The 22,175-nt window shown below is 61.1% G+C and carries 26 protein-coding genes; 16 read left to right on the forward strand and 10 right to left on the reverse strand.

Annotation, left to right across the window (positions count from 1 at the left end; all coding sequences use genetic code 11):
• Nucleotides 1–43 precede the first annotated feature (43 nt).
• The 11 genes from atpE to KQ296_RS07320 all read left to right on the forward strand — a co-directional run bounded on the left by atpE (nt 44) and on the right by KQ296_RS07320 (nt 7,337).
• Nucleotides 44–292 carry an ATP synthase F0 subunit C gene (gene atpE, locus KQ296_RS07270; protein WP_006911576.1) on the forward strand — a complete coding sequence of 83 codons (249 nt, stop codon included), beginning with the start codon at nt 44–46 and terminating at the stop codon, nt 290–292.
• A gap of 80 nt (nt 293–372) precedes the next feature.
• On the forward strand, nt 373–837 hold the full coding sequence (locus KQ296_RS07275; protein WP_011933913.1) for a F0F1 ATP synthase subunit B': 465 nt from the start codon (nt 373–375) through the stop codon (nt 835–837).
• A 2-nt stretch (nt 838–839) separates the two neighbouring features.
• Nucleotides 840–1,361 (forward strand): F0F1 ATP synthase subunit B, encoded by a 522-nt coding sequence (locus KQ296_RS07280; protein ID WP_041428669.1) that lies wholly within the window; start codon nt 840–842, stop codon nt 1,359–1,361.
• The gene (gene atpH / locus KQ296_RS07285) at nt 1,361–1,909 is read left to right on the forward strand and encodes an ATP synthase F1 subunit delta (RefSeq protein ID WP_011933911.1); all 549 of its coding nucleotides are present in this window, start codon (nt 1,361–1,363) and stop codon (nt 1,907–1,909) included. Before KQ296_RS07280 ends, atpH begins: the two co-directional genes overlap by 1 nt.
• 60 nt (nt 1,910–1,969) lie before the next feature.
• A complete protein-coding gene (gene atpA, locus KQ296_RS07290) occupies nt 1,970–3,490 on the forward strand; it encodes a F0F1 ATP synthase subunit alpha (protein ID WP_011933910.1) in 1,521 nt (506 codons plus the stop codon).
• A gap of 11 nt (nt 3,491–3,501) precedes the next feature.
• Nucleotides 3,502–4,452, forward strand: a complete 951-nt coding sequence (locus KQ296_RS07295) for a F0F1 ATP synthase subunit gamma (protein ID WP_011933909.1) — start codon at nt 3,502–3,504, stop codon at nt 4,450–4,452.
• Between the two features lie 88 nt (nt 4,453–4,540).
• Nucleotides 4,541–5,269, forward strand: a complete 729-nt coding sequence (locus KQ296_RS07300) for a 2OG-Fe(II) oxygenase family protein (RefSeq protein ID WP_011933908.1) — start codon at nt 4,541–4,543, stop codon at nt 5,267–5,269.
• A gap of 33 nt (nt 5,270–5,302) precedes the next feature.
• Complete coding sequence (locus KQ296_RS07305) at nt 5,303–5,638, forward strand: 2Fe-2S iron-sulfur cluster-binding protein (protein ID WP_011933907.1); 336 nt, start codon at nt 5,303–5,305, stop codon at nt 5,636–5,638.
• Between the two features lie 26 nt (nt 5,639–5,664).
• Entirely contained in the window at nt 5,665–5,829 is a 165-nt protein-coding gene (locus tag KQ296_RS07310) for a hypothetical protein (protein WP_259726421.1), read from the forward strand.
• A 4-nt stretch (nt 5,830–5,833) separates the two neighbouring features.
• Nucleotides 5,834–6,898 carry a DUF3326 domain-containing protein gene (locus KQ296_RS07315; protein ID WP_011933905.1) on the forward strand — a complete coding sequence of 355 codons (1,065 nt, stop codon included), beginning with the start codon at nt 5,834–5,836 and terminating at the stop codon, nt 6,896–6,898.
• A 70-nt stretch (nt 6,899–6,968) separates the two neighbouring features.
• Nucleotides 6,969–7,337, forward strand: coding sequence for a YchJ family protein (locus tag KQ296_RS07320; RefSeq protein ID WP_399240728.1), 369 nt, complete (start codon nt 6,969–6,971; stop codon nt 7,335–7,337).
• Between the two features lie 5 nt (nt 7,338–7,342).
• Here KQ296_RS07320 and ald read toward each other — a convergent pair whose 3' ends face one another.
• Genes ald through KQ296_RS07345 form a run of 5 tightly spaced genes read right to left on the reverse strand, consistent with a single transcriptional unit; the run spans nt 7,343 to nt 13,153 of the window.
• Nucleotides 7,343–8,482 carry an alanine dehydrogenase gene (ald, locus tag KQ296_RS07325; protein WP_011933903.1) on the reverse strand — a complete coding sequence of 380 codons (1,140 nt, stop codon included), beginning with the start codon at nt 8,480–8,482 and terminating at the stop codon, nt 7,343–7,345.
• Nucleotides 8,483–8,511: 29 nt separating this feature from the next.
• Entirely contained in the window at nt 8,512–10,245 is a 1,734-nt protein-coding gene (locus tag KQ296_RS07330) for an NAD+ synthase (protein ID WP_011933902.1), read from the reverse strand.
• A gap of 6 nt (nt 10,246–10,251) precedes the next feature.
• Nucleotides 10,252–10,833 (reverse strand): nicotinate-nucleotide adenylyltransferase, encoded by a 582-nt coding sequence (locus KQ296_RS07335; RefSeq protein WP_011933901.1) that lies wholly within the window; start codon nt 10,831–10,833, stop codon nt 10,252–10,254.
• Nucleotides 10,830–12,146, reverse strand: a complete 1,317-nt coding sequence (locus tag KQ296_RS07340; RefSeq protein ID WP_011933900.1) for a DUF697 domain-containing protein — start codon at nt 12,144–12,146, stop codon at nt 10,830–10,832. The genes KQ296_RS07335 and KQ296_RS07340 overlap by 4 nt, the downstream gene beginning before the upstream one ends.
• The gene (locus KQ296_RS07345; RefSeq protein ID WP_011933899.1) at nt 12,143–13,153 is read right to left on the reverse strand and encodes a CNNM domain-containing protein; all 1,011 of its coding nucleotides are present in this window, start codon (nt 13,151–13,153) and stop codon (nt 12,143–12,145) included. The genes KQ296_RS07340 and KQ296_RS07345 overlap by 4 nt, the downstream gene beginning before the upstream one ends.
• 53 nt (nt 13,154–13,206) lie before the next feature.
• Here KQ296_RS07345 and KQ296_RS07350 point away from each other — a divergent pair, with 53 nt between their 5' ends.
• On the forward strand, nt 13,207–14,559 hold the full coding sequence (locus tag KQ296_RS07350) for an aminopeptidase P N-terminal domain-containing protein (RefSeq protein ID WP_259726422.1): 1,353 nt from the start codon (nt 13,207–13,209) through the stop codon (nt 14,557–14,559).
• A 2-nt stretch (nt 14,560–14,561) separates the two neighbouring features.
• On the opposite strand, the gene KQ296_RS07355 is transcribed toward KQ296_RS07350, so the two are convergent.
• Both KQ296_RS07355 and KQ296_RS07360 read right to left on the reverse strand, forming a co-directional pair.
• Nucleotides 14,562–15,758: a calcium:proton antiporter gene (locus KQ296_RS07355; protein ID WP_259726423.1), complete on the reverse strand. Its 1,197-nt coding sequence runs from the start codon at nt 15,756–15,758 to the stop codon at nt 14,562–14,564.
• A gap of 15 nt (nt 15,759–15,773) precedes the next feature.
• Entirely contained in the window at nt 15,774–16,541 is a 768-nt protein-coding gene (locus tag KQ296_RS07360) for a TIGR01548 family HAD-type hydrolase (protein ID WP_011933896.1), read from the reverse strand.
• Nucleotides 16,542–16,611: 70 nt separating this feature from the next.
• Here KQ296_RS07360 and KQ296_RS07365 point away from each other — a divergent pair, with 70 nt between their 5' ends.
• Nucleotides 16,612–17,115 (forward strand): 30S ribosomal protein PSRP-3, encoded by a 504-nt coding sequence (locus KQ296_RS07365; RefSeq protein WP_011933895.1) that lies wholly within the window; start codon nt 16,612–16,614, stop codon nt 17,113–17,115.
• Nucleotides 17,116–17,255: 140 nt separating this feature from the next.
• Here KQ296_RS07365 and atpC read toward each other — a convergent pair whose 3' ends face one another.
• Complete coding sequence (atpC, locus tag KQ296_RS07370) at nt 17,256–17,666, reverse strand: ATP synthase F1 subunit epsilon (protein WP_011933894.1); 411 nt, start codon at nt 17,664–17,666, stop codon at nt 17,256–17,258.
• A gap of 82 nt (nt 17,667–17,748) precedes the next feature.
• Complete coding sequence (gene atpD / locus KQ296_RS07375; protein WP_011933893.1) at nt 17,749–19,212, reverse strand: F0F1 ATP synthase subunit beta; 1,464 nt, start codon at nt 19,210–19,212, stop codon at nt 17,749–17,751.
• A 216-nt stretch (nt 19,213–19,428) separates the two neighbouring features.
• Here atpD and groES point away from each other — a divergent pair, with 216 nt between their 5' ends.
• The 3 genes from groES to KQ296_RS07390 all read left to right on the forward strand — a co-directional run bounded on the left by groES (nt 19,429) and on the right by KQ296_RS07390 (nt 21,920).
• Entirely contained in the window at nt 19,429–19,740 is a 312-nt protein-coding gene (groES, locus tag KQ296_RS07380; RefSeq protein WP_011933892.1) for a co-chaperone GroES, read from the forward strand.
• Between the two features lie 53 nt (nt 19,741–19,793).
• Complete coding sequence (groL, locus tag KQ296_RS07385; protein ID WP_011933891.1) at nt 19,794–21,428, forward strand: chaperonin GroEL; 1,635 nt, start codon at nt 19,794–19,796, stop codon at nt 21,426–21,428.
• 120 nt (nt 21,429–21,548) lie between these two features.
• Nucleotides 21,549–21,920, forward strand: a complete 372-nt coding sequence (locus KQ296_RS07390) for an MscL family protein (RefSeq protein WP_041428936.1) — start codon at nt 21,549–21,551, stop codon at nt 21,918–21,920.
• On the opposite strand, the gene secG is transcribed toward KQ296_RS07390, so the two are convergent.
• Nucleotides 21,921–22,151 (reverse strand): preprotein translocase subunit SecG, encoded by a 231-nt coding sequence (gene secG, locus KQ296_RS07395; RefSeq protein WP_041428935.1) that lies wholly within the window; start codon nt 22,149–22,151, stop codon nt 21,921–21,923.
• Nucleotides 22,152–22,175: the final 24 nt, after the last annotated feature.

Genomic DNA, 22,175 nt, shown 5'->3' on the forward strand with positions numbered 1-22,175 from the left:
CCTTTCCGCGCTCATCCTGCGCACCTCCAACCGCTTTCCACCAATGAGTGATCTGACCTCCGCCGCTTCCGTTCTGGCCGCCGCTCTCGCGGTGGGTCTCGCCGCCATCGGCCCTGGTATCGGCCAGGGCACCGCAGCCGGTCAGGCTGTGGAAGGCATCGCCCGCCAGCCTGAAGCTGAAGGCAAGATCCGCGGAACCCTGCTGCTCTCCCTGGCCTTCATGGAAGCTTTGACCATCTACGGCCTGGTGGTGGCACTGGTTCTTCTGTTCGCCAACCCCTTCGCTGGCTGATCAGATTCGCTTGTGGGGAGACCTCACGTCTCCCCGCGCTTCTGATCCGTTCGATTTGACTGTCCCAATCGCATCCTTCCATGACCTGGCTTCTGCTCGCTGAAGCAGGTGTTCCGGAGGGAGGTCTTTTTGACCTCGATGCCACCCTGCCGCTGATGGCGGTTCAGGTGGTTCTCCTCACCTTCCTGCTCAATTCCCTGTTCTTCCGGCCGGTCGGCAAGGTCGTGGAGGATCGCGAGGGTTACATCGCGACCAGTCGTGCTGAGGCCAAGCAAAAGCTTGAGCAAATCAACCGACTGGAAGCCGATCTCCAAGATCAACTGCGTGGAGCCCGTCAGGCTGCTCAGTCAGCCATCGTTGAGGCTGAACAGGAAGTTGATCGTCTGTACCGCGAGGCCCTCGCCGAAGCGGAAGCCGAAGCCAATCGCACCCGCGAAAAGGCACGGCGCGAGATCGAGTCCCAACGAGAATCTGCCCAGGCTCAGCTCATGAGTCAGGTGGATCAGCTCAGTGCCCAGATCATCAACAGACTTCTGGCCGCCTGACGATGACTATGCCTCTTCCACTTTTTGCCTCGGAAGGTGGGTTCGGTCTGAACCTCAACCTTTTCGAGACCAACCTCATCAACCTCGTCATTGTGATCGGGGTTCTTTACTGGTTCCTGAAGGGCTTCTTAGGGGGCATCCTTGAGCGTCGCCGCCAAGCGATTCTGAAGGACCTCGAGGATTCCGAAGGCCGGTTGCGTCAGGCCACAACCGATCTGGCTCGAGCCCAAGAAGACCTCGCTGCTGCTCAGCAGAAAGCAGAGAAAATCCGCTCTGACGGCAAGGCCCGAGCTGAAGCCATCCGCAAGGACGGTGAAATGCGCACGATCAATGCCATGGCTGCTGTTAAGCAGGATGCTTTGGCTGATCTCAATGCAGAAGGTGCTCGCCTCACCGAACAATTGCGCCGCGAGGCTGCACTCGCCGCCATCGACAAGGTGATGACCGAACTTCCTGGACGTCTCGATCAAGCGGGACAGTCCCGGTTGATTGATGCCTCTATCAGCAACCTGGAGGACGCCTGATGCCACTGCTCAACACTCTGGCAACTCCGTACGCCGAGGCTCTTCTTCAGGTCACTGACGGTCGCAGTGAATCCGATGATGTTGCCGCACAGTGCAAGGAACTCCTTGCGGTCTGGGATTCCAGCACCGCCTTGCGCGACGCCATGACATCTCCGGTTCTTGAGCCTGCTGCCAAGAAACAGGCCCTGGCACAACTGCTGGCTGAGCAGATCAAGCCTTCACTGATGAACCTTCTCAAGGTTCTCGCTGATCGCCAGCGTTTGACTGCACTCGATGCCGTCCTGCGCCGCTACCTGGAGCTGTATCGCGAATCGCGCAACATCTCCCTGGCACACGTGCGCTGCGCACAGGCTTTGTCTGATGACCAAACCAAAGCCCTCACTGCAAAGGTTCAGTCCATGGTCGGAACCGGTTCCGTTGAGATTGATCTCACCATCGACGCCAGCCTGATCGGTGGTTTCGTGATCAACATCGGCTCTCAAGTCATCGACGCCAGCCTCTCTGGCCAGGTTCGTCGCCTTGGTCTTTCGCTCGCGAAGGCGAGCTGAGCACCTCTCTCTTCACCCCCACGCTCCTCCTCTCACGCCCTTTTCCAGGGTTTACCCGCCATGGTTTCCATCCGTCCCGACGAGATCAGCGCCATCCTCAAACAGCAGATTGAGGACTACGACAAGTCTGTTTCGGTCAGCAATGTGGGTTCCGTCCTGCAGGTGGGCGACGGCATTGCTCGTGTCTACGGCCTTCAGCAAGTGATGGCCGGTGAACTCGTTGAGTTCGAAGACGGCACCGAAGGTATTGCGCTCAATCTCGAAGACGACAATGTCGGCGCAGTGCTGATGGGTGAGGGCCTGGGTATCCAGGAGGGGAGCACCGTTCGCGCCACCGGAAAGATTGCATCGGTCCCCGTTGGTGATGGTCTTCTTGGCCGTGTGGTGAACCCTTTGGGTGTTGCTCTCGATGGCAAGGGTGACCTGGGCACAACCGAGTCTCGCCTGATCGAATCCCCCGCTCCCGGCATCATTCAGCGGAAGTCGGTGCATGAGCCGATGCAAACGGGCATCACCGCGATCGACGCGATGATTCCCATCGGTCGCGGCCAGCGTGAGCTGATCATTGGCGACCGTCAAACCGGCAAAACAGCGATCGCGATCGACACGATCCTCAATCAGAAGGATCAGGACGTGGTTTGCGTTTATGTGGCCATCGGTCAGAAGGCTGCGTCTGTCGCCCAGGTGACTGAGGTGCTGCGTGAGCGTGGTGCCCTCGATTACACCGTGATCGTGGCCGCCAATGCCTCTGATCCTGCTGCTCTTCAGTATCTGGCGCCTTACACCGGTGCGTCGATTGCCGAGTACTTCATGTACAAGGGCAAGGCCACCTTGGTGATCTACGACGATCTCTCCAAGCAGGCTCAGGCTTATCGCCAGATGTCTCTGCTTCTGCGTCGTCCGCCCGGTCGTGAGGCTTATCCCGGCGACGTGTTCTACTGCCACAGCCGACTTCTCGAGCGTGCCGCCAAGTTGTCCGATGCCATGGGCAAAGGTTCGATGACGGCACTGCCCATCATCGAGACCCAGGCAGGTGACGTGTCGGCCTACATCCCAACCAACGTGATTTCCATCACCGATGGTCAGGTGTTCTTGAGCTCTGATCTGTTCAACTCCGGCCTGCGTCCTGCCATCAACGTGGGTATTTCCGTGAGCCGCGTTGGTGGTGCAGCTCAAACCAAGGCCATCAAGAAAATCGCCGGCACGCTCAAGTTGGAGCTGGCTCAGTTCGATGAACTTGCCGCCTTCTCCCAGTTCGCATCCGATCTTGATGCGGCAACCCAGAAGCAGCTCGGCCGTGGCAAGCGTCTGCGCGAACTGCTCAAGCAGCCTCAGTTCAGCCCTCTGATCCTTGCTGAGCAGGTGGCCATCGTTTATGCCGGTGTGAAGGGCCTGATCGACGACGTGCCTGTGGACCAGGTGGTTCAGTTCTCTCGCGAGCTCCGCGAGTACCTCAAGAGCAACAAGCCTGAGTTCATCGAAAAAATCCAAACCGAGAAGGTTCTCAGCCCTGAAGCTGAGACCATGCTCAAAGAGGCCGTCGCTGAAGTCACTTCCACCATGCTGGCAACGGCCAACTGAGGTCCTGAGACATGGCAAATCTCAAAGAGATCCGCGATCGGATCAAATCAGTTAAAAACACACGCAAGATCACCGAGGCTATGCGTCTTGTCGCGGCAGCCAAGGTGCGTCGTGCCCAGGAGCAAGTTCTGCGCAGTCGGCCTTTCGCCGATCGCCTGGCCAGGCTCCTGGAAAATCTTCAGGCGCGCATGCGCTTTGAGGATGCTGACGCCCCCCTGCTTGAGGATCGTCCCCTTGAGACGGTCACTCTCATGGCGGTCACAGGTGATCGTGGCTTGTGCGGTGGCTACAACGCCAACATCATTAAGCGCACCGAGCAGCGCTTTGAAGAGCTGCAGAGCAAGGGTTACAAGGTGAATCTTGTGTTGATCGGTCGCAAGGCCATCAGCTATTTCACCAATCGCAGCTATCCGATTCAGGCCACATTCACTGGCTTGGAGCAAGTGCCAACGGCTGATGAAGCTGGATCTGTGGCGAATGAAGTGTTCGCTGAGTTTCTTTCTGAAACAACCGATCGGGTTGAAATCATCTTCACCAAGTTCATCAATTTGGTGAGCTGCAAGCCGGTTGTGCAGACCCTGCTTCCGCTCGATCCCCAAGGCATCGCTGATGCTGATGACGAGATCTTCCGCCTCACCACCAAAGATGGCGATCTCCGGGTGGAAACAGGTTCTGCTCCTGCCAATGCGCAACCAGAACTCTCTTCTGAGATCGTGTTTGAGCAGAGCCCGGATCAGCTCTTGAATGCGCTTCTGCCTCTTTACCTTCAGAACCAGGTGCTGCGCTCTCTTCAGGAGGCTGCGGCCTCGGAGCTCGCCAGTCGTATGACGGCGATGAACAATGCCAGCGACAACGCCAAGGCTCTAGCCAAAACTCTGACTCTTGATTACAACAAAGCCCGTCAGGCTGCGATTACTCAGGAGATTTTGGAAGTGGCTGGTGGAGCTGCTGCTGTCGGTTAACGACACACGCATCCATCGCAATTGTGCAAAGCCGGCCTCAGGGCCGGCTTTTTTTGATGAGAGTTTTCTGCAGCGTTGTGCATGACCGATGCTGGAGATCTGCCGCTCGCTCGTTGTGGAGCTTCATGCCCTTTTTCCCACAGTGGTGGCCACAGAGCGGATGGCGATCGACCCTCTAACGCTGGCCGGCCAGATGCAGACACTGCTGAACCTGCGCGGCGAGGCGATCAGCAATCCCGATGAAGGTTGTGCATGGACCGGAGATCTCCATGGCATCTGGCAATTGCATCAACATCCCGACTTCCAGCCGCTAGCGGACGAGGTGATGGCACGCGTTTGGATGTATCTGGAGCGCACAGGATTTGATCTTGACCAGATTGCCTTGCACCTCCAACGCTGTTGGCCTGTGCTCAGCACGACTGGGCAAGTGGTGGGTCGGCATCACCATCCCAATGCCCATGTGAGTGCCGTCGTGTATCTCAGTGGTGATGGTCAGGGGCAGGAGGGAGCCCTCTGTCTGCACGCAAGGCATCAACTCAATGAGCTGGTTCCAGGGCTTGCTGTAGGTCATGGTGGGCCCATTCGCGATCATCACCCTCACAATCAGGGGCTCTGGACTGTGAACCCTGAACCCGGTCTTTTGGTGATCTTCCCGTCCCGGCTGGATCACAGTGTTGGCCAGAACAATGATGAGGAGTCGCTCCGGGTGTCCATCAGCTTCGACTTCGTGCTCACGGCCCAGGCTGCGTCCGCGCCTGCGGAATTCCTCGCGCCCCATCCCCATCAGTGGCAAGGCTGTGAGCGCCAGTTGTCCTGAGAGAATGCGCGCTTCAAGGACTATCTCGAACGGATGAGCGACTCCACGGCAGCGACCTTCGCCATCAGCGTTGAGCTGGATGGACAGACCCATCAGTTTCAGTGCGGTGCCGATCAAACTGTGCTCGCAGCCGCAGAATCTGCGGGCGTGGCCGTTCCCAGCTCCTGTTGCGCTGGTGTGTGCACGACCTGTGCCGCCCGCATCCTTGATGGCACTGTGCATCAACCGGATGCCATGGGCGTGAAGGAAGAGCTCCGCCAGGACGGCTTTGCATTGCTGTGCGTGAGTTATCCACGCTCAGATCTCAAGGTGCTCGCAGGACAGGAGGATGCTCTCTATGAAGCGCAGTTTGGCCAGTATCAGAAGTGAAACTTGAATCACTTCAGCTGCAGCTGGTGCTTCCGGCGCACGAAACAGCCCGTGACTGGCGCGGCAGGATCCTGGAGCATCTGCGCCTTCATGGCGAACCCCTGCGTTGGGCCATCACCTCGGCCGATGCCGCACCAGAGGGTGGATCTGAGGTGTTGATTGAAGCGGTGATGCTTCAGCACACGGGGTGAGCTCATGGCGGCCGTCTTCCCCACACTGATGATTGTGCCCACGGGCATTGGATGCGAGATCGGAGGTTATGCCGGCGATGCGCTTCCAGCTGCGCGGTTACTCGCGGCCGCTTCGGGCTGTCTGGTGACCCATCCCAACGTGATGAACGGAGCGGCTCTTTATTGGAGCGATGAGCGCATTTTTTATGTGGAGGGATGGGGGCTTGATCGGTTTGCAGCCGGGGAGTTGGCGCTGCGTGGAGGACGGCGGCAGCGCATCGGCCTGCTGCTCGATGCTGCGATTGAACCGTGTCTTCGAGACCGCCACTTGCAGGTTGCCGATGCCTGTCGCGCCACCCTCGGCCTGGAGATTGGTCCTGTGGTCACCACGGATGTCGCCCTCGGAGTGACGCTTCGGCAAGGGGAGAGTGGGGTGAGCTGGGGCTCGCTCGAGCATCCGGATGCGCTGCTTCGCGCTGGGGAGACACTGCGAGACGCTGGAGCATCGGCGATCGCCGTGGTGGCCCGATTCCCAGATGACTGCGGCAGTGAGGCTCTGGAGGCCTATCGCCATGGAAGCGGCGTGGATGGGTTGGCTGGTGCGGAGGCGGTGATCAGCCATCTGCTTGTGCGGCATCTTCAGATCCCCTGTGCCCACGCACCGGCTCTGGCTCCCTTGCCGCTGGACCCTCAGCTGGATCCGCGGGCGGCAGCCGAAGAGTTGGCGCATACCTTTCTTCCCTGTGTTCTCGTGGGGCTCAGTCGCGCCCCGGATCTGATTCAGTCGGCAACGGCGCAGCCCGGGGATCTTCTGGCCTCCGGCCTCAGGGCCCTTGTGGTGCCGGAGGGTGCTTTGGGGGGGGAGGCCGTCCTGGCCTGCTTGGAGCGGAACGTTCCAGTGATTGCCGTCAGCAACCCTTCGGTGCTTCAGGTGTCGTCGCAATCCCTCGGACTCGAGGATCGGGTGATTGCCGCTGCGTCCTACGCCGAAGCCGCCGGGCTGGTGCTGGCGATGCGGGAGGGGGTGGCGTTGCCATCGCTGCAGAGGCCCCTTGTGCCTCTCAAACCTTGCTCCATCGCTCGAGACTGATCGCATGGCCAGGGGGTTCGCAGGGTCTGCTGCTGATCGGTCGGCTTGTCCTTGTGGGTCCGGAGCCCCGTTGGCGTCATGCTGCGGTGCTTTTCATCAGGGCCTGGCGAAGGCACAAACGGCTGAACAACTGATGCGGTCGCGCTACAGCGCTTATGCGCTGGGTGAGATTGCGTATCTGATGGCCACCCACCCTGAGCCACAGACATCGCTTCAGCAACGGCGCCGCGAGCTTCGGGCCAGCAGCCGCCAGGTTCGATGGATCGCACTCGAAATCCTGGCCGTGGAGCGTGGTGGCATCGAGGATTGCCAGGGCACGGTTCAGTTTGCTGCGCATTGCATTGCCTCTGGGCAGCGCAGGTGTCTTGAGGAAACCTCGTTGTTTGAGCGGCGGGATGGGCAGCTCAGTGGTGATTGGCTTTACATCCGCGCCCTGTGACAACCTCAGCGCAGGCATGCCATGGGATGGCGTGGCGGAACGTTTAAGGCCTTTGCAACGCCGGGGTGGCAGACCGCACCTTTCACGGTGTTGAGGCCCGACAACAATTCCGGTCGCTCGGTGACGGCTTCTTCCAGTCCCCGTCCAGCGATGCCAAGGATGTAAGGCAGCGTGACACTGACCAGGGCTTCGGTGGACGTGAACGGCACGGCTCCCGGCATGTTCCCAACGGCGTAGTGCTGCACGCCATGAATGTTGATCGTGGGATCGGTGTGCGTGGTTTCCCTGCTCGTGGCGATGCAACCCCCCTGGTCGATGGCCACATCCACGATGGCCGAACCCGGTTTCATCTGTTTCACCATGTCGTCGTCCACCAGGGTCGGCGCCCGTCCGCCTGGTGTGAGCACGGCACCGATCAGCAAATCGGCGGTGGGCACGAGTCGTTCCAGCAGTCCCCGACTGCTCACCACACTCATCAAGCGTCCCCGGCGGTCGGCTTCCAGGCTGCGCAACCGCTCCGGTGATCGATCCAGCAGCATCACCTCGGCATCCATGGCCGCTGCAAGCCGGGCTGCGTTCCAGCCGACAGTGCCGGCGCCAAGAACCACCACCCGTGCCGGTTGAACACCGGTGCAGCCACCGATCAGCACGCCACGGCCGCCATTGGGTCGTTCGAGCAGGCGTGCGCCCACCTGAGCAGCGAGACGGCCGGCAATTTCACTCATCGGCGCCAGCAGCGGCAGGCTGCCGTTTTCCAACTGCACCGTCTCATAGGCCACACCCGTTGTTCCTGCATCCAGAAGGGCCTGTCCCACCTGGGGGTAGGCCGCGAGGTGCAGATACGTGAAGAGCACCATGTCGTCGCGCAGCAGGCCGAATTCCTCCACCTGCGGTTCCTTCACTTTCACCACCAGGTGAGCGGCCCAGGCCTCGTCCCGGTCGACCATGCGGGCCCCCGCTGCAGCAAAGGCGTCATCGCCGATGCCGGCACCAGCCCCGGCACCGTGTTGGACCCGAACCTCCAGGCCCTGGGTCACCAACTCCCTCACACCATCCGGCGTCAGGGCGACCCGTTGCTCATCAGCTTTGATCTCGGTGGGCACCCCGATGCTGGCCATCGGGGCCGTCAGAACGGAATGAGCCATGGAAGGCAGAGTCGTCTTCTCAATCTGGCTCAGATGGCTGCAATCGGCAGCCGCCAGCCACTGCCAAACGCCTGTTTGCTCACTTTCAGAAGCGGAGGGGCCTGTCGCCGCTTGAATTCAGCCCGACGGAACAACCGTTCAATGCGCTTCACATCGTCGGGATCATGTCCGGCACCGATCAGCTGCTCACCACTCATCCGCTGTTCGATCAGATCCATGAGCAAGGGGTCCAGCCGTTCGTAGTCAGGCAGGGAGTCACTGTCTTTCTGGTCTGGCCGCAGTTCGGCGCTCGGGGGTTTTTCGAGAATGGCCTGGCCGATCAATGGCCCAGAACCCCCCAGCCCCAGTTCGGCTCGACAGGCACCAGCGTCCGGGCTGTCGAGCCAATGGCAGAGAGCGAACACCGTTGATTTGTAGAGATCACCAATGACCGCCAAGCCGCCGTTCATGTCGCCATAGAGGGTGCAATAGCCCACGGCCAGTTCGGATTTGTTTCCTGTGGAGAGCAGCAGCTGGCCCTGCTGATTGGCCATCGCCATCAGCAGGGTTCCGCGGATGCGTGATTGCAGATTTTCAGCTGTGATGCCAGAGGGCTCTGCGTTCAGCGCTGGTGTGAGCGTGGCTTCAAAGCCCTCCATCAGGGTCTGAATTGGCACAATCTGCGAGGCGATCCCAAGGCGTGTTGCCAGGGCCAGTGCATCAGCAATCGATCCTGAGGAGCTCCAGGGAGAGGGCATCAGCAGGCTCTGCACGTGGTCAGGCCCCAGAGCAGCGGCCGCGATCACCGCGACCAAGGCCGAATCGATGCCGCCACTGAGTCCGAGTAGCGCCGCCTTGAATCCGCACTTGGTCGCATAGTCCTTGACCCCGGTCACCAGGCCACGGAACAGCGCCTCGAGGTCGTCGTCTGGGGTGTTCGCTTGTTGATGCGCGCGGCTGGGCTGCTCCAGCCGGTCAGTGGATGATGCCGCTGTCCAGACCTCTGTGCTGACGGCGAATTCGGGCAACTGAAGCAGTGGGGTGTCGTCTCCCGGAGCGATCACGAAGCTGGCGCCATCGAAGATCAGCTCATCGTTCCCCCCCACTTGATTCACGTACACCACAGGACACTGCAGACGTTCAGCGGCCCGGGCCGCCAGCTCATGGCGGAGGGTGCCCTTTCGTCTGCTGAATGGGGATGCCGAGCAGTTGATCAAGGCATCAAGGCGTTCGGGGATCAAGCTGGCAATGGGATCCGGGCCCACCAGGCGTTGCCCATGGAGCTCCTCATCCACCCAGAGGTCTTCGCAGATGCTGAGGCCGAGCTGCCAGTCGCGGTTGTTGACGCGCAGGCTGAGGGTGGATGGACTGCTGCTGGCGCGGAAGTATCGGGTTTCGTCGAAGACGTCGTAGCTGGGCAACAGCTGCTTGCGGGCGACGACCTGCCATCCCCTCGCCTGCACCAGAGCCAGGGCGTTGAAGAGCCGGGGGTGTTGCTGGTCTGGGGCCACCTCGGCCACTCCAACGAGGAGGGCCACATCCAATTGTTCGGCGTGCAAGCGTTGCTGCAGCTGGTCGAGAGCCTGTTGCTGCTGCTCCAGGTGCGCGGCGCTGAAGAGCAGATCCCTTGGTGGGTAGCCCCAGAGGGATAGCTCTGGTGTCACCAGCAGGTCTGCCGAGACCTTGCCGTTGACCTCGGTGGCGGCCAAGGCGGCGTGAATGCGATCGGCATTCCCCAGAAGGTCGCCCACCACCGGATTGATCTGGGCCAGGGCGATACGCATCAGCACTCAGGCGGAAGAGGAGTGGAAGCCGTAAAGATTGTGCTCCAACAGCAGAGGCCAGAGCGTGTCGGGAATTTGATCATCCCCTGTGGCTTGGCGCACGGCGGAGCTGGCGGTGGCTGGGATGTCGAGGGACAGAATCCTTGGGCGGGCACCGAGGCCTTCGAGGGTTTGGACGTGATCGGCCTGTAAGGGCCAGCCCTTGCGCGGAACAATGCCCAGTTCACAGAGACCGAGCCACTGCTCGCAATCTTTCCAACGCGGGATCTGCGTGGCCAGATCGCTGCCAACGACAAAGCACAAAGGGGATTGAGGCCAGCGCTGTCGCGCGCGTTCCAGGGTGGTGATGGCATAGGGACTGCTGAGGTCCTGGGCCAGTTCCAGGCGTGGGTTGTCGATGGTCTGAACGACACAACCCAGCAGGTCGCTGCGCTGCTTGAGTTCTGCACCGTGGCGCTTGGACGGGTTGTCACTGGCCCACGTCACCACGCGCTGGAACTCGCCGAGAAGTCCTTCCAGGAGGGCCTGATGTCCAAGGGTGGGCGGATCCGCGCTGGTGCCCAGCAGTGCAATTGAGTCTCTGCTCATGGCAGTAGCGATTTCAACGCCGGCCGCGTTGGGGCATCCGGCCAGCGATGCATCAATCCGACCAGCCCGCGATCGGTGCGGGAGAGCCGGCGCATCATGCTGATGGGTATCGGCTGGTTGCGGCGACCACGGCCGCGCTCCTCCAGAAGCCAGCGGGCTGTCATCCGCCCGGTGCGGCGGGTGGTGTGGACCGCCAGAGCCGCCTGGGCCACGGCCACCGGAGCCGCCGGAGCCAGGCTGAGCCCTGCACTGAAGGGAGCCGCCAGCAGGAGCAGCTGGCGAATCACTCCCAGACTCATTTGCAACCCCAGCTGGGCTCCACCGATCAGGGCGTTCTGACCACCGAGCTGACGGAGCAGACGACGGGCAGCGGGGCCTCCCAGCGGAAGGTCGTACAGCGCACACAGCTGGCTCACCAAGGCGGCATCACAGGCCATGCCTCCTGCAAGATCAAGCAGCAGCAAGGGGTTGGCAGCAAGGGCCGCTGCTTTGAGCGCGGCATAGCGACCGATCAGCCCCTGCGCTTCCCGACGGCGGCGCAGCAGGCGGCCGGTTTCGAGCTGCTGCTGAATGCTTGTTGCCTGGCGCAGGCCGTTCAAGAGCAGCAGGCTTGCGCCGTGCTCAGCCAGCAGTGCGGTGAGATGGGTCTCCAGACGCGCGACATCCGCTGGCTGCTTTTGGCTGCGGATGCGTCCGTCATTGAGTTGCACAGCCCGTCTCGGTGCCGCTGCGGCGACGACCGGCCCGGGGAGCCCTTTCGGCAGGCGGCGTTTGATGCTGGCGAGCAGAGGGGCCAGCTCTTCGGCGGGCCAACAATCGCTGCGATTCAACACGGTGAGCACCGGTTTTCCCTTGGTCTGGAGGGTCGCCAGTGCATCGAGCTCAATCTGGGTGATGTCCCCATCCAGCACCAGCAACACGAGGTCGGCGTTCATGGCCACCCGTCCGGCAAGGCGGGCTCGGGCTGGGCCATCGACCTCATCGATCCCCGGTGTGTCCACCAGGTCGACGCCTTGCAGGCCTGGGACTGGCTTGGGCCAGGGAGTGCTCTGCTGTTGCCTTGTGCAGCCATGGGCCACGTCCGTGGCCATCAGCGACTGGCCCACGAGGGCGTTGACCAAACTCGACTTGCCGACGCCAACCCGGCCGAACACGGCGATGCGCAGCCGGCTCTGCTCCAGTCGCTGGAGCTGGTGGTCCAGCGTGATGAGAGCACCGCTTAAAAGCCCTCGCTCACGGGGCGTCAGGTTCAGCTGGTCTTTCCACAGCCGCAACACTGTCGCCTTGGATGCCATCGCGGTGGGGTTGGTCATGGGGAACCGCTTCCTCCGCCCTTCCGCCACCACCCAGCCAGAACCGCCAAGACGGCATCGGGACCGATCACACCGACGAAGCCCCCGAATTCATCCACCACGACGCGCACGCCGGCATTGTCACGACGAAACGCAGTCAGCAGTCGATCAGCGCGGATCATCTCCGGGACGAATTCTGCGGGTTCGCTCAGGTCCAAGGGGGTGAGCTGACCACGGTTTTGAACCAGCGCGCTCAGAAGACTGTCGCGGTTGGCCACACCCAGAACCTTGTCCACTGCGTCGCCGAGCACGACCCACCACTGGGCTTCATTGTCGATCAGCGCGTCCCGCAGTTCATCCAGGCGGGTGGCCCCATCCAGGGTGGGCGCTGCCACCCGCGGGATCATCAGATCGCGGGCGGTGAGATCGTTGAGCTGGAACACCTTGGCGATCATGGCGGCCTCATCCGCTTCGATCTGACCTTTCTGAGAACCAAGCCTGGCGAGAAGCCTGATCTCTTCCTCATCCGTGCTGATCTCGCTCTCCTCAGTGATGGCCGGCAGCAGGCGTTCGAGCAGCAGAACCAGGGGGCGCATCATCACGCCCAGCCAGTGCAGCACCGGGGCACTGGCCAGAGCCACTGGCAGAGCCAGGCGACTACCGATCGCTTTGGGCAGGATCTCGCCAAGCAGAATCACCAGAACGGTGAGACTGACCGAAAACAGAGGCAGCGCCACATTGCTGCTGTCCATGCGTTTGAACAGCCAGGCGGCATAGCCCCCAAGCATCAGGCTGCCGAAGATGTTGAAGCCGTTGTTGGCGATCACCAGCACCGACAGGGTGCGTCCCAGGCGCTGGCGCAGCTGCGCAAGTCTGCGGGCACCAGCGACTGGCCGCGGGCGGGCGGCGAGCTCGTGGACGCGGATGGGATTGACCGTGAGCAAAGCGGCCTCCACACCCGAGCAGAGAGCGGATCCCGCCAGCACCACCACCACCAGGATCAGCAGGATCAGCAGGTCGGAGGTCATGGGGGTGCGCTTTGCCTGCCATCCTGACTGTTACTCGGCAACCTGTCTCTTTCGTGGCTGAATGCACCCCCCTCATTGATGTTGCTTGTCATGCGGATCGTCGTGAGCGATTCATGCAAGATCTGGGGGGTGCAGCTGCGGTCATCCCCGCTGCCACCCTGGTCACCCATCATGCCGATACGGAATGGCCGTTCCGTCAGGACAGCGATTTCTGGTACCTGACCGGTTTTGATGAGCCAGATGCGGTGGCTCTGCTGCTGCCCCATCGGCCGGAGGGGGAACGGTTTGTGCTGTTTGTGAACCCTCGCGAACCAGCCGCTGAGGTTTGGACCGGACGTCGCTGGGGGTGCGAGGGGGCCGTGGAGTCTTTCGGTGCTGATATCGCCCACCCTCGCTCTGAGCTTGAGCAGCGGCTTCCCGACTATCTGAACGGTGCTGAGGGCATCGCCTTCCGCGTCGGTCGCCATCCCGCCATTGAGCCGTTGGTGGTTGCCGCCTGGGCCGGGCAACTCGATCGTGCTTCGCGAACCGGGAGCGCGGCCTTGGCCTTGCTGGCTCCCTGTTCCTTGCTGCATCGCATGCGCCTGCGCAAGGAGCCGGCGGAGCTGGAGCGTCTGCGCGAGGCCGGGCGGATTTCGGCCGCCGCCCATGAGCTGGCCCGTTCCGTCGTCAAACCCGGGATGCGCGAACGACAGGTTCAGGCCTTGATCGAAGAGCATTTCCTCGATCAAGGGGCCCGTGGTGTGGCTTATGGATCCATCGTGGCGGGGGGGGATAACGCCTGCGTTCTTCATTACATCGAGAACAACGCCGTGCTTCAGGACGGCGATCTTCTGCTGATCGATGCCGGCTGCTCACTGCCGGACTACTACAACGGCGACATCACGCGAACGTTCCCGGTGAATGGTCGCTTCAGCGGCGAGCAGCGTGAGCTCTACAGCCTTGTGCTGGCTGCGCAACAGTCCGCGATAGACAGTGTGCGACCTGGTCAGACCGCTGAGGGTGTGCACGACACGGCCGTGCGCGTTCTGGTGGAGGGCTTGGTGAGCCTCGGTCTCCTGCAGGGGGATGTGGATGGCCTGATTGAACAGGGCGCGTACCGCCATCTCTACATGCACCGCACCGGCCATTGGCTCGGCCTGGATGTTCATGATGTGGGTGCTTATCGGCTTGGCGAGCATCACGTGGAGCTGGAACCCGGCATGGTGCTCACCGTGGAGCCCGGCCTCTACGTGAGCGATCGTCTGCCGGTTCCTGAAGGGCAACCCAGCATCGACGAACGCTGGAAGGGCATCGGCATCCGCATCGAGGACGACGTGGCTGTGAGGAAACTCGACGAGGTGCCTGAAGGCCACGAAGTGCTCAGCGCCAACGCCCTCAAGTCGGTTCAGGCCATGGAGCGCTGATCTCAGACCAGATCCAACATCAGCCAGAACAGGAACACCACCAGAAGCATCAACCCTTCGCTCCCGAGCACCTTCGGATGGGGGCGAAGCAGGAAGAGGGTGAGAGCCAGCAGCACCATGGAGGCGGGCTCAAGGCCCAAAACCACCTCAGAACCGATGATCTGCCCGATGATGAGCACCGCGGGAACGGTGAGGCTGATCGTGGCCAAAACCGATCCGAAGAGGGTGTTGAGGGCCCGCTGCAGCTGGCCGCGGCGCGTGGCCTGGATCGCGTTCAACGCCTCCGGAATCAGGATCAGCATGGCCACGAGGATGCCAGCCAGAGCACCGGGCAGTTGCAGTTCGTTCACGCCCCGCTCGATCAGCTGACCCATGGACTCAGCGATCAGCACCACCACTCCGAGACTGGCGACCAGCAGGCCGCCCGCCCGCCAGGGTCGGTGCTTGCGGTTGAGGCCTCCAGGGGTGTTGCCGCTGTTGAGAGATGCCCGCTCCTGTGCATCCATGAAGAAACAGCGGTAAGGCCCCATCTGGTTGATCAGGAAGATCACGTAGACGCCGACGGCGACCACGGACAGCACCGCTTCGATCGGCAGGCTGAATTCACCCTCTGGGGAGTCCGTGCTGAAGTTGGGAATGATGAGGACGAGAACGCTCATCGTGCTGATGAGGTTGTAAAAGACCATCGAGCCGGCCATGTTCGGGCCCGAGAGGTCCTCCTCACTCATGGCTGCATCAGACTCCAGCTTCTGTCTGGATTGCCTGGAGGTGATCGCCATGCATAACCCGGTGATGCCGGTGAGGGCGATCATCAGCACGGAGAACATCGAGTCACGGGCGAGCGTGGGGTTCTGTTCGCCGGTGATCATGGTGCTGCCGATGAGGGCCAGCTCGATCACGATCACAGAGCCTGTGAGCACAAGGGTCCCGTAGGGCTCGCCGAGCGCCTCCGCCAGCAGCTCGGCCTGATTGGCCACTTGCTGGGAGAGGAGCACCACAACGGCTCCCAGGATTAGGAGTCCAGCAATGATTAAGCCGGCTTCACTGGCCAGCAGCCAATCCAGCACTCCGCTGAAACTGAGCAGGGCGAGCACGCCGCCTCCGAGGGCGAGGGTTGACAGCTCGTTGCGGATCTCCATGACCGAAGAGGACAGTGGCGATCGGCTGTTCATGGACGCCTGGGGGTGTTCACAGGCCACACGTTGGCAGTCCTTTCAGCGCTGTGCCGCGGATTCCAGCCATTCAGTCACGGCCATGGTGCTGCTCAGGATGTGGTCAGCACCGGCCTCCATCAACCGCTGTTCGTAAGCACGACGCTCCACAGGGTGAGCGTGAAGGTGCGGAGGGGCGACGGCCAGGCTGATCCAGGTTCGTTCTGGTTGCTCAGCCCTGGCACGGATGACGGTTTGAACGTCGGCCACGGTGTCCCCGAGATAGGCCACGGTGGTTGCTTCGCTGCTGGTGAGGAGGGATTCACTCATCTGCCGCAGTCCGGTGGGATCCGGCTTGTCGGGAGCATCGCCCATGGCGATCAAGGGCGGGGCGTTGAGCCCCAGGCGCTGCTCCAGTACGAAGCGGGCGGAGGGGGGTTCTGCGCCGCTGACGAAGCCCCAGGCCCATCCGTGGGCATGAAGGGTCTCAAACAGGGACGCATTCACCAGGAGCGGCTCATCGCCGATGAAACCAGTCCAGTTTTCCGGTGAGTCTTCTGGATCGCCCCCGAAATAAAACCCGCTGAACACCGCGATCAGAGCATTGCGTTCCGGCAGGGGCGATCCATGCCGTCTCAACAGCTCGAGGCTTGCATCCCAATCGTTGTTCCATCGCCCTTCTCCCTTGAGATCATCGATCTGCGACGGACTTGGTCGCCAGTTGCTGTAGTGCTCAACCGTTGCCTGCAAGGCACGGCGGTAGCTTCCGGCCACGTCCCGAATCACGCCGTCGATATCGAACAACAGGAGTTGGTGGGGATCGCTTGGCAAGCTCAGGTGATGAAGGGTTAAGGCGGCTGTTAGGTTAGTTGTTTGTCCTTAATCCTTGAGCGCTGACACCATGACGGTTTCCGAAGGCGCTGCCGTCGACCAGGAGGTCGCCACCGAGGCAGCAGCAGCTGATCAGGCACCGCAAACCACTGATGCCGATCAGCAGCAGGAGCCGAAGGAAGGCCGCCCTGTCATGCGCGGCGGTAGCGCTGCCTTGGCCTCTGCCACCATCGACGCCGACGGTGTTCCTTCCGGCTACACACCCAAAGCGGACGAAGGACGTTTTCTCCTGAAGATCCTTTGGCTCCCTGACAATGTGGCTCTGGCCGTGGATCAAATCGTCGGCGGTGGTCCAAGCCCTTTGACTGCCTACTTCTTCTGGCCTCGTGAAGATGCCTGGGAAACGCTCAAGAGTGAGTTGGAAGGAAAGTCCTGGATCACCGATAACGAGCGTGTTGAAGTGCTCAACAAAGCCACTGAAGTGATCAATTACTGGCAAGAGGAAGGCAAGGGCAAGAGCCTTGAGGATGCCAAGCTCAAGTTCCCCGACGTCACCTTCTGCGGTACCGCCTGAATCGCGCGCACACCAAGCGTCCATGGTTCGATCGCGACCTGCAATCACTGCAGGTCGTTTTTTTTGTTCGATCGTTCAGACATGAAAAAGCCGGGGTCGAAAACCCCGGCCTGGATGAAATCTCCGTTGATTTTGAACAATCAATCCTGATTCTTAGCCGCCTGCACGCGTGCGCGGGCACGATCGAGGGATTGTTGCGCTTTCACTTTGTCGGCTGATGCAGGCTGGCCTTCCATTTTGGAGACTTCGTTCCTTGCAGCCTGAAGATCCGATTCGGCACTGGAGGCGTCAATGGAACTGCCGAGCTCAGCAGAATTCACCAACACGGTGACATCGTCAGCATCCACTTCCGCAAAACCGCCCATCAGCGCGATGGACTTCCAGCCGCCATCGGCACGAACACGCAGGACACCCACATCCAGCGCTGCGAGCAAGGACACGTGGCCGGGGAGAATTCCAAGCTGACCAGTGGTGCTTGGAAGAATCACCTCGTCAGCTGAACCGTCGAACACACTCTGGTCGGGTGCCAGCACGCGGAGGGTGAGGGACATGGAAGGGGAGGACTTGGGGTCGGGGCGTTGGAGCTAAATCGTGATGGTGGGGACCGGCGTTGAACGGCGGTCCCCGGAAGCGTCACTTGGCTTCTGCCGCGATCTTCTCGGCCTTGGCCTTGACCTGGTCGATGTTGCCGACGAGGTAGAAGGCCTGTTCGGGGAGGTGGTCGAGCTCACCAGCGAGGATCTGGTTGAATCCGGCGATGGTTTCTTCCAGCTTCACGTACACACCTGGCATTCCGGTGAAGATCTCAGCCACGAAGAAGGGCTGGGAGAGGAATTTCTCGATCTTGCGGGCGCGATCCACGGTGCGTCGGTCATCTTCAGAAAGTTCATCAAGACCAAGAATGGCGATGATGTCTTGAAGCTCCTTGTAGCGCTGCAGTGTGGACTGCACGGCACGCGCTGTTTTGTAGTGCTCCTCACCCACAACGGCGGGCTGGAGCATGGTGCTGGTGGAGTCCAGGGGATCCACAGCGGGATAAATGCCCTTGGAGGCCAGGCCGCGGCTCAGCACGGTGGTGGCGTCGAGGTGAGCAAAGGTGGTCGCAGGAGCCGGGTCTGTGAGGTCGTCAGCGGGAACGTAAACGGCCTGAATGGAAGTGATGGACCCTTCCAGGGTGGACGTGATGCGCTCCTGAAGCTCACCCACGTCGGTGCCCAGGGTGGGCTGATAACCCACTGCGGACGGCATGCGGCCCAGGAGAGCGGAAACCTCAGAGCCGGCCTGCACGAAGCGGAAGATGTTGTCGACGAACAGGAGAACGTCCTGCTTGTTCACATCACGGAAGTGCTCAGCCATGGTGAGAGCGGAGAGACCCACGCGCATGCGGGCGCCGGGGGGCTCATTCATCTGGCCGTAGCAAAGGGCCACCTTCGACTTGGAGAGGTCTTCGGCATTGATCACGCCGGAATCCTTGAACTCCTCGTAGAGGTCGTTGCCTTCGCGGGTGCGCTCACCCACGCCACCGAACACGGACACGCCACCGTGCTCCTTGGCGATGTTGTTGATGAGTTCCTGAATCAGAACGGTTTTGCCCACACCGGCACCTCCGAAGAGGCCGACTTTTCCGCCCTGGCGATAGGGGGCGAGAAGGTCGATCACCTTGATACCGGTTTCGAAAACCTTGGGCTTGGTTTCCAGTTCGGTGAGTTTGGGGGCTGAACGGTGAATGGGTGCCGTTGCCGAAGCGTTCACAGGGCCCTGTTCATCGACGGGCTCGCCGAGAACGTTGAAGATTCGGCCGAGGGTTGCTTCACCCACGGGAACGCTGATCGGAGCGCCTGTATCGAGCGCTTCCATGCCGCGGACGAGGCCGTCGGTGCCACTCATGGCCACGGCACGGACGCGATGGTCACCCAGCAGCTGCTGCACTTCTGCGGTGAGGGCTACCGGCTGTCCCGCCGTGTTAGTTCCCTCGATCCGGAGCGCATTGAGAATCTTGGGCAGCTTGCCGGCTGGAAATTCCACGTCCAGAACCGGGCCAATAACTTGGCGAACAACGCCCTTGGTACCGGCGGAGGCGGGAGCAGCAGCGGCCATAGGAAAGGAGGTGTGTGAGGGACGCGACGTGCGCACCCTTCTCGAGCGGCGCAACGATACCACCGCCTTGAGCGGGGCCAAAGGGTTCGGTCACCCGCACGCCGAATCCATGGTCGATGGGTGATGAGCGCACATAGGTTGGCAGTCGGTGACCTTGAGTGCCAGCTCGGGTCGCTGTCGCGCTTCGGCGCCCTGTCCCTGCTCCTGCAAGTCCCCATGGCAGCTGTTTCTCTCAGCGTCTCCACCGTCAAGCCCCTCGGCGATCGCGTGTTCGTCAAGGTTTCCGAATCCGAGGAAAAGACCGCTGGCGGCATCCTTCTTCCCGATACCGCCAAGGAAAAGCCCCAGGTGGGTGAGGTGGTTCAGGTCGGCCCCGGCAAAGCCAACGAAGACGGCTCCCGTCAGGCTCCTGAAGTCGGCGTAGGCGACAAGGTTCTCTACAGCAAGTACGCCGGAACCGATATCAAGCTCGGCAGTGACGAGTACGTGCTCCTGTCCGAGAAGGACATCCTGGCTGTCGTCAACTGAGACAGCACAGCTTCGGCTGACCATCTTCTAGTCCCTACGAACCATCGCCTCCCATGGCTAAGCGCATCATTTACAACGAGAACGCCCGCCGCGCTCTTGAGAAAGGCATCGACATCCTTGCGGAATCCGTTGCCGTCACCCTCGGCCCCAAGGGTCGCAACGTGGTGCTGGAAAAGAAGTTCGGCGCCCCGCAGATCATCAATGACGGTGTCACCATCGCCAAAGAGATCGAGCTCGAGGATCACATTGAGAACACGGGTGTTGCCCTGATTCGTCAGGCTGCTTCCAAAACCAACGATGCCGCCGGTGACGGCACCACGACCGCCACTGTTCTGGCCCACGCCATGGTGAAGGCGGGTCTGCGCAACGTGGCTGCTGGCGCCAATGCCATCACCCTCAAGAAGGGCATCGACAAGGCTTCTGATTTCCTTGTTGCTGAAATCAAGGACAAGGCCAACCCGATCAGCGACAGCAACGCCATCGCTCAGGTGGGAACCATCTCCGCCGGCAACGACGAGGAAGTGGGTCGGATGATCGCCGACGCCATGGACAAGGTCGGCAAGGAAGGCGTGATCTCCCTGGAAGAGGGCAAGTCGATGACCACCGAACTGGAGGTCACCGAAGGCATGCGTTTCGACAAGGGCTACATCTCCCCTTACTTCGCCACCGACACCGAGCGGATGGAAGCGGTGCTGGATGAGCCCTACATCCTGCTCACCGACAAGAAAATCGGCCTGGTGCAGGATCTCGTTCCTGTGCTGGAGCAGATTGCCCGCACCGGCAAGCCTCTGCTGATCATTGCTGAGGACATCGAGAAAGAAGCTCTGGCAACCCTGGTGGTGAACCGTCTGCGCGGTGTGCTGAACGTGGCGGCCGTGAAGGCCCCTGGCTTCGGCGATCGCCGTAAGGCCATGCTCGAAGACATGGCTGTGCTGACCAACGGTCAGCTGATCACTGAGGACGCCGGCCTCAAGCTCGAAAACGCCAAGATCGAAATGCTGGGCACTGCCCGCCGCGTGACGATCAACAAGGACACCACCACGATCGTTGCCGAGGGCAATGAGGTGGCTGTGCAGGCGCGCTGCGAGCAGATCAAGAAGCAGATGGACGAAACCGAGTCCACCTATGACAAAGAGAAACTGCAGGAGCGTCTGGCCAAGCTGGCCGGCGGTGTCGCTGTGGTGAAGGTGGGTGCAGCCACCGAAACCGAGATGAAGGACAAGAAGCTTCGTCTCGAGGACGCCATCAATGCCACCAAGGCTGCGGTTGAGGAGGGCATCGTCCCCGGTGGCGGCACCACCCTGGCTCATCTGGCCCCCGCCCTTGAGCAGTGGGCTGCCTCCACGCTCAGCGGTGAGGAACTGATCGGTGCCAACATCGTGGCCGCGGCTCTGACCGCTCCTCTGATGCGCATCGCAGAGAACGCCGGAGTCAACGGTGCTGTTGTGGCCGAGAACGTGAAGGCCAAGTCCTTCAACGAGGGCTACAACGCTGCCAATGGCGACTATGTCGACATGCTCGCTGCCGGCATCGTCGATCCCGCCAAGGTGACCCGTTCCGGTCTGCAGAACGCGGCATCCATTGCCGGCATGGTGCTCACCACCGAGTGCATCGTGGCGGATCTTCCTGAGAAGAAGGAAGCAGCACCGGCCGGTGGCGGCATGGGAGGCGGCGACTTCGACTACTGATCGACACCAATCAGTCGCGTCAAGCGCAATCAATCCTGTTCAACATCAAGACCCCTGCTACGGCGGGGGTCTTTTCGTGTCGGCCTGCAAGCTTTAATGGCCGGGTGTGCTCGGTTCGTGATGTTTCTGCGTCGTTGGTTGCGTGAATTCACCGAATTCTTTTTTCAAAAGGGCAATGCCCTCAACTTGGCGATCGCTGTGGTGGTTGGCACCCAGTTCCAGCAGATTGTGAATGCCATCAGTAAGGATCTGTTGATGCCTCTCCTCAACCCTTTGGTGCGGGGAGGGAACTGGCAAAACCTTGTTATCCCTTACTACGGCGGGGACTTGGCAATTGGAAAAATCTTCGATGTGATCCTCAACTCTCTGATCGTGGGTTGGGCCCTGTTCTTCATCATCAAGGCGATCAACCGCTCACAGCGAACCCTTGAAAGTGGAATGTCCACCTTCAAAGAGTCGGCTAACGCCAAGCAGGGCAACCCAGGCGATTGATTACTTCAGCCAGCCAGCGCTGAGGATGATCGCAAGCGTGAGAAACACCGCCAACGTGGTCCAGGTGATGCGGTTCAGGGTTGCCTCAGCGCTGCTGGAGCTGGTGAACGTTGAACTGCCACTGGCGGCAAGACCTCCCATGCCATCGCCCTTTGGGCTGTGGAGGAGGACAAACAGAATGAGCAGCAGGCCGCTGCCGATCCAGATCCAGGAGAGAACGGTAGTCATCATCATCTGATCCTATGGCGGGTCGGG

Source organism: Synechococcus sp. CS-197 (genome assembly GCF_025128215.1).
GTDB lineage: Bacteria > Cyanobacteriota > Cyanobacteriia > PCC-6307 > Cyanobiaceae > Synechococcus_C.

Excerpts from the sequence above, each read along its gene's own strand:
- atpE (WP_006911576.1), top strand. The coding sequence starts at position 44 with ATGAGTGATCTGACCTCCGCCGCTTCCGTTCTGGCCGCCGCTCTCGCG.
- KQ296_RS07275 (WP_011933913.1), top strand. The coding sequence starts at position 373 with ATGACCTGGCTTCTGCTCGCTGAAGCAGGTGTTCCGGAGGGAGGTCTT.
- KQ296_RS07280 (WP_041428669.1), top strand. The coding sequence starts at position 840 with ATGACTATGCCTCTTCCACTTTTTGCCTCGGAAGGTGGGTTCGGTCTG.
- atpH (WP_011933911.1), top strand. The coding sequence starts at position 1,361 with ATGCCACTGCTCAACACTCTGGCAACTCCGTACGCCGAGGCTCTTCTT.
- atpA (WP_011933910.1), top strand. The coding sequence starts at position 1,970 with ATGGTTTCCATCCGTCCCGACGAGATCAGCGCCATCCTCAAACAGCAG.
- KQ296_RS07295 (WP_011933909.1), top strand. The coding sequence starts at position 3,502 with ATGGCAAATCTCAAAGAGATCCGCGATCGGATCAAATCAGTTAAAAAC.
- KQ296_RS07300 (WP_011933908.1), top strand. The coding sequence starts at position 4,541 with ATGCTGGAGATCTGCCGCTCGCTCGTTGTGGAGCTTCATGCCCTTTTT.
- KQ296_RS07305 (WP_011933907.1), top strand. The coding sequence starts at position 5,303 with ATGAGCGACTCCACGGCAGCGACCTTCGCCATCAGCGTTGAGCTGGAT.
- KQ296_RS07315 (WP_011933905.1), top strand. The coding sequence starts at position 5,834 with ATGGCGGCCGTCTTCCCCACACTGATGATTGTGCCCACGGGCATTGGA.
- ald (WP_011933903.1), bottom strand. The coding sequence starts at position 8,482 with ATGGCTCATTCCGTTCTGACGGCCCCGATGGCCAGCATCGGGGTGCCC.
- KQ296_RS07330 (WP_011933902.1), bottom strand. The coding sequence starts at position 10,245 with ATGCGTATCGCCCTGGCCCAGATCAATCCGGTGGTGGGCGACCTTCTG.
- KQ296_RS07335 (WP_011933901.1), bottom strand. The coding sequence starts at position 10,833 with ATGAGCAGAGACTCAATTGCACTGCTGGGCACCAGCGCGGATCCGCCC.
- KQ296_RS07340 (WP_011933900.1), bottom strand. The coding sequence starts at position 12,146 with ATGACCAACCCCACCGCGATGGCATCCAAGGCGACAGTGTTGCGGCTG.
- KQ296_RS07345 (WP_011933899.1), bottom strand. The coding sequence starts at position 13,153 with ATGACCTCCGACCTGCTGATCCTGCTGATCCTGGTGGTGGTGGTGCTG.
- KQ296_RS07365 (WP_011933895.1), top strand. The coding sequence starts at position 16,612 with ATGACGGTTTCCGAAGGCGCTGCCGTCGACCAGGAGGTCGCCACCGAG.
- atpC (WP_011933894.1), bottom strand. The coding sequence starts at position 17,666 with ATGTCCCTCACCCTCCGCGTGCTGGCACCCGACCAGAGTGTGTTCGAC.
- atpD (WP_011933893.1), bottom strand. The coding sequence starts at position 19,212 with ATGGCCGCTGCTGCTCCCGCCTCCGCCGGTACCAAGGGCGTTGTTCGC.
- groES (WP_011933892.1), top strand. The coding sequence starts at position 19,429 with ATGGCAGCTGTTTCTCTCAGCGTCTCCACCGTCAAGCCCCTCGGCGAT.
- groL (WP_011933891.1), top strand. The coding sequence starts at position 19,794 with ATGGCTAAGCGCATCATTTACAACGAGAACGCCCGCCGCGCTCTTGAG.
- KQ296_RS07390 (WP_041428936.1), top strand. The coding sequence starts at position 21,549 with ATGTTTCTGCGTCGTTGGTTGCGTGAATTCACCGAATTCTTTTTTCAA.
- secG (WP_041428935.1), bottom strand. The coding sequence starts at position 22,151 with ATGATGACTACCGTTCTCTCCTGGATCTGGATCGGCAGCGGCCTGCTG.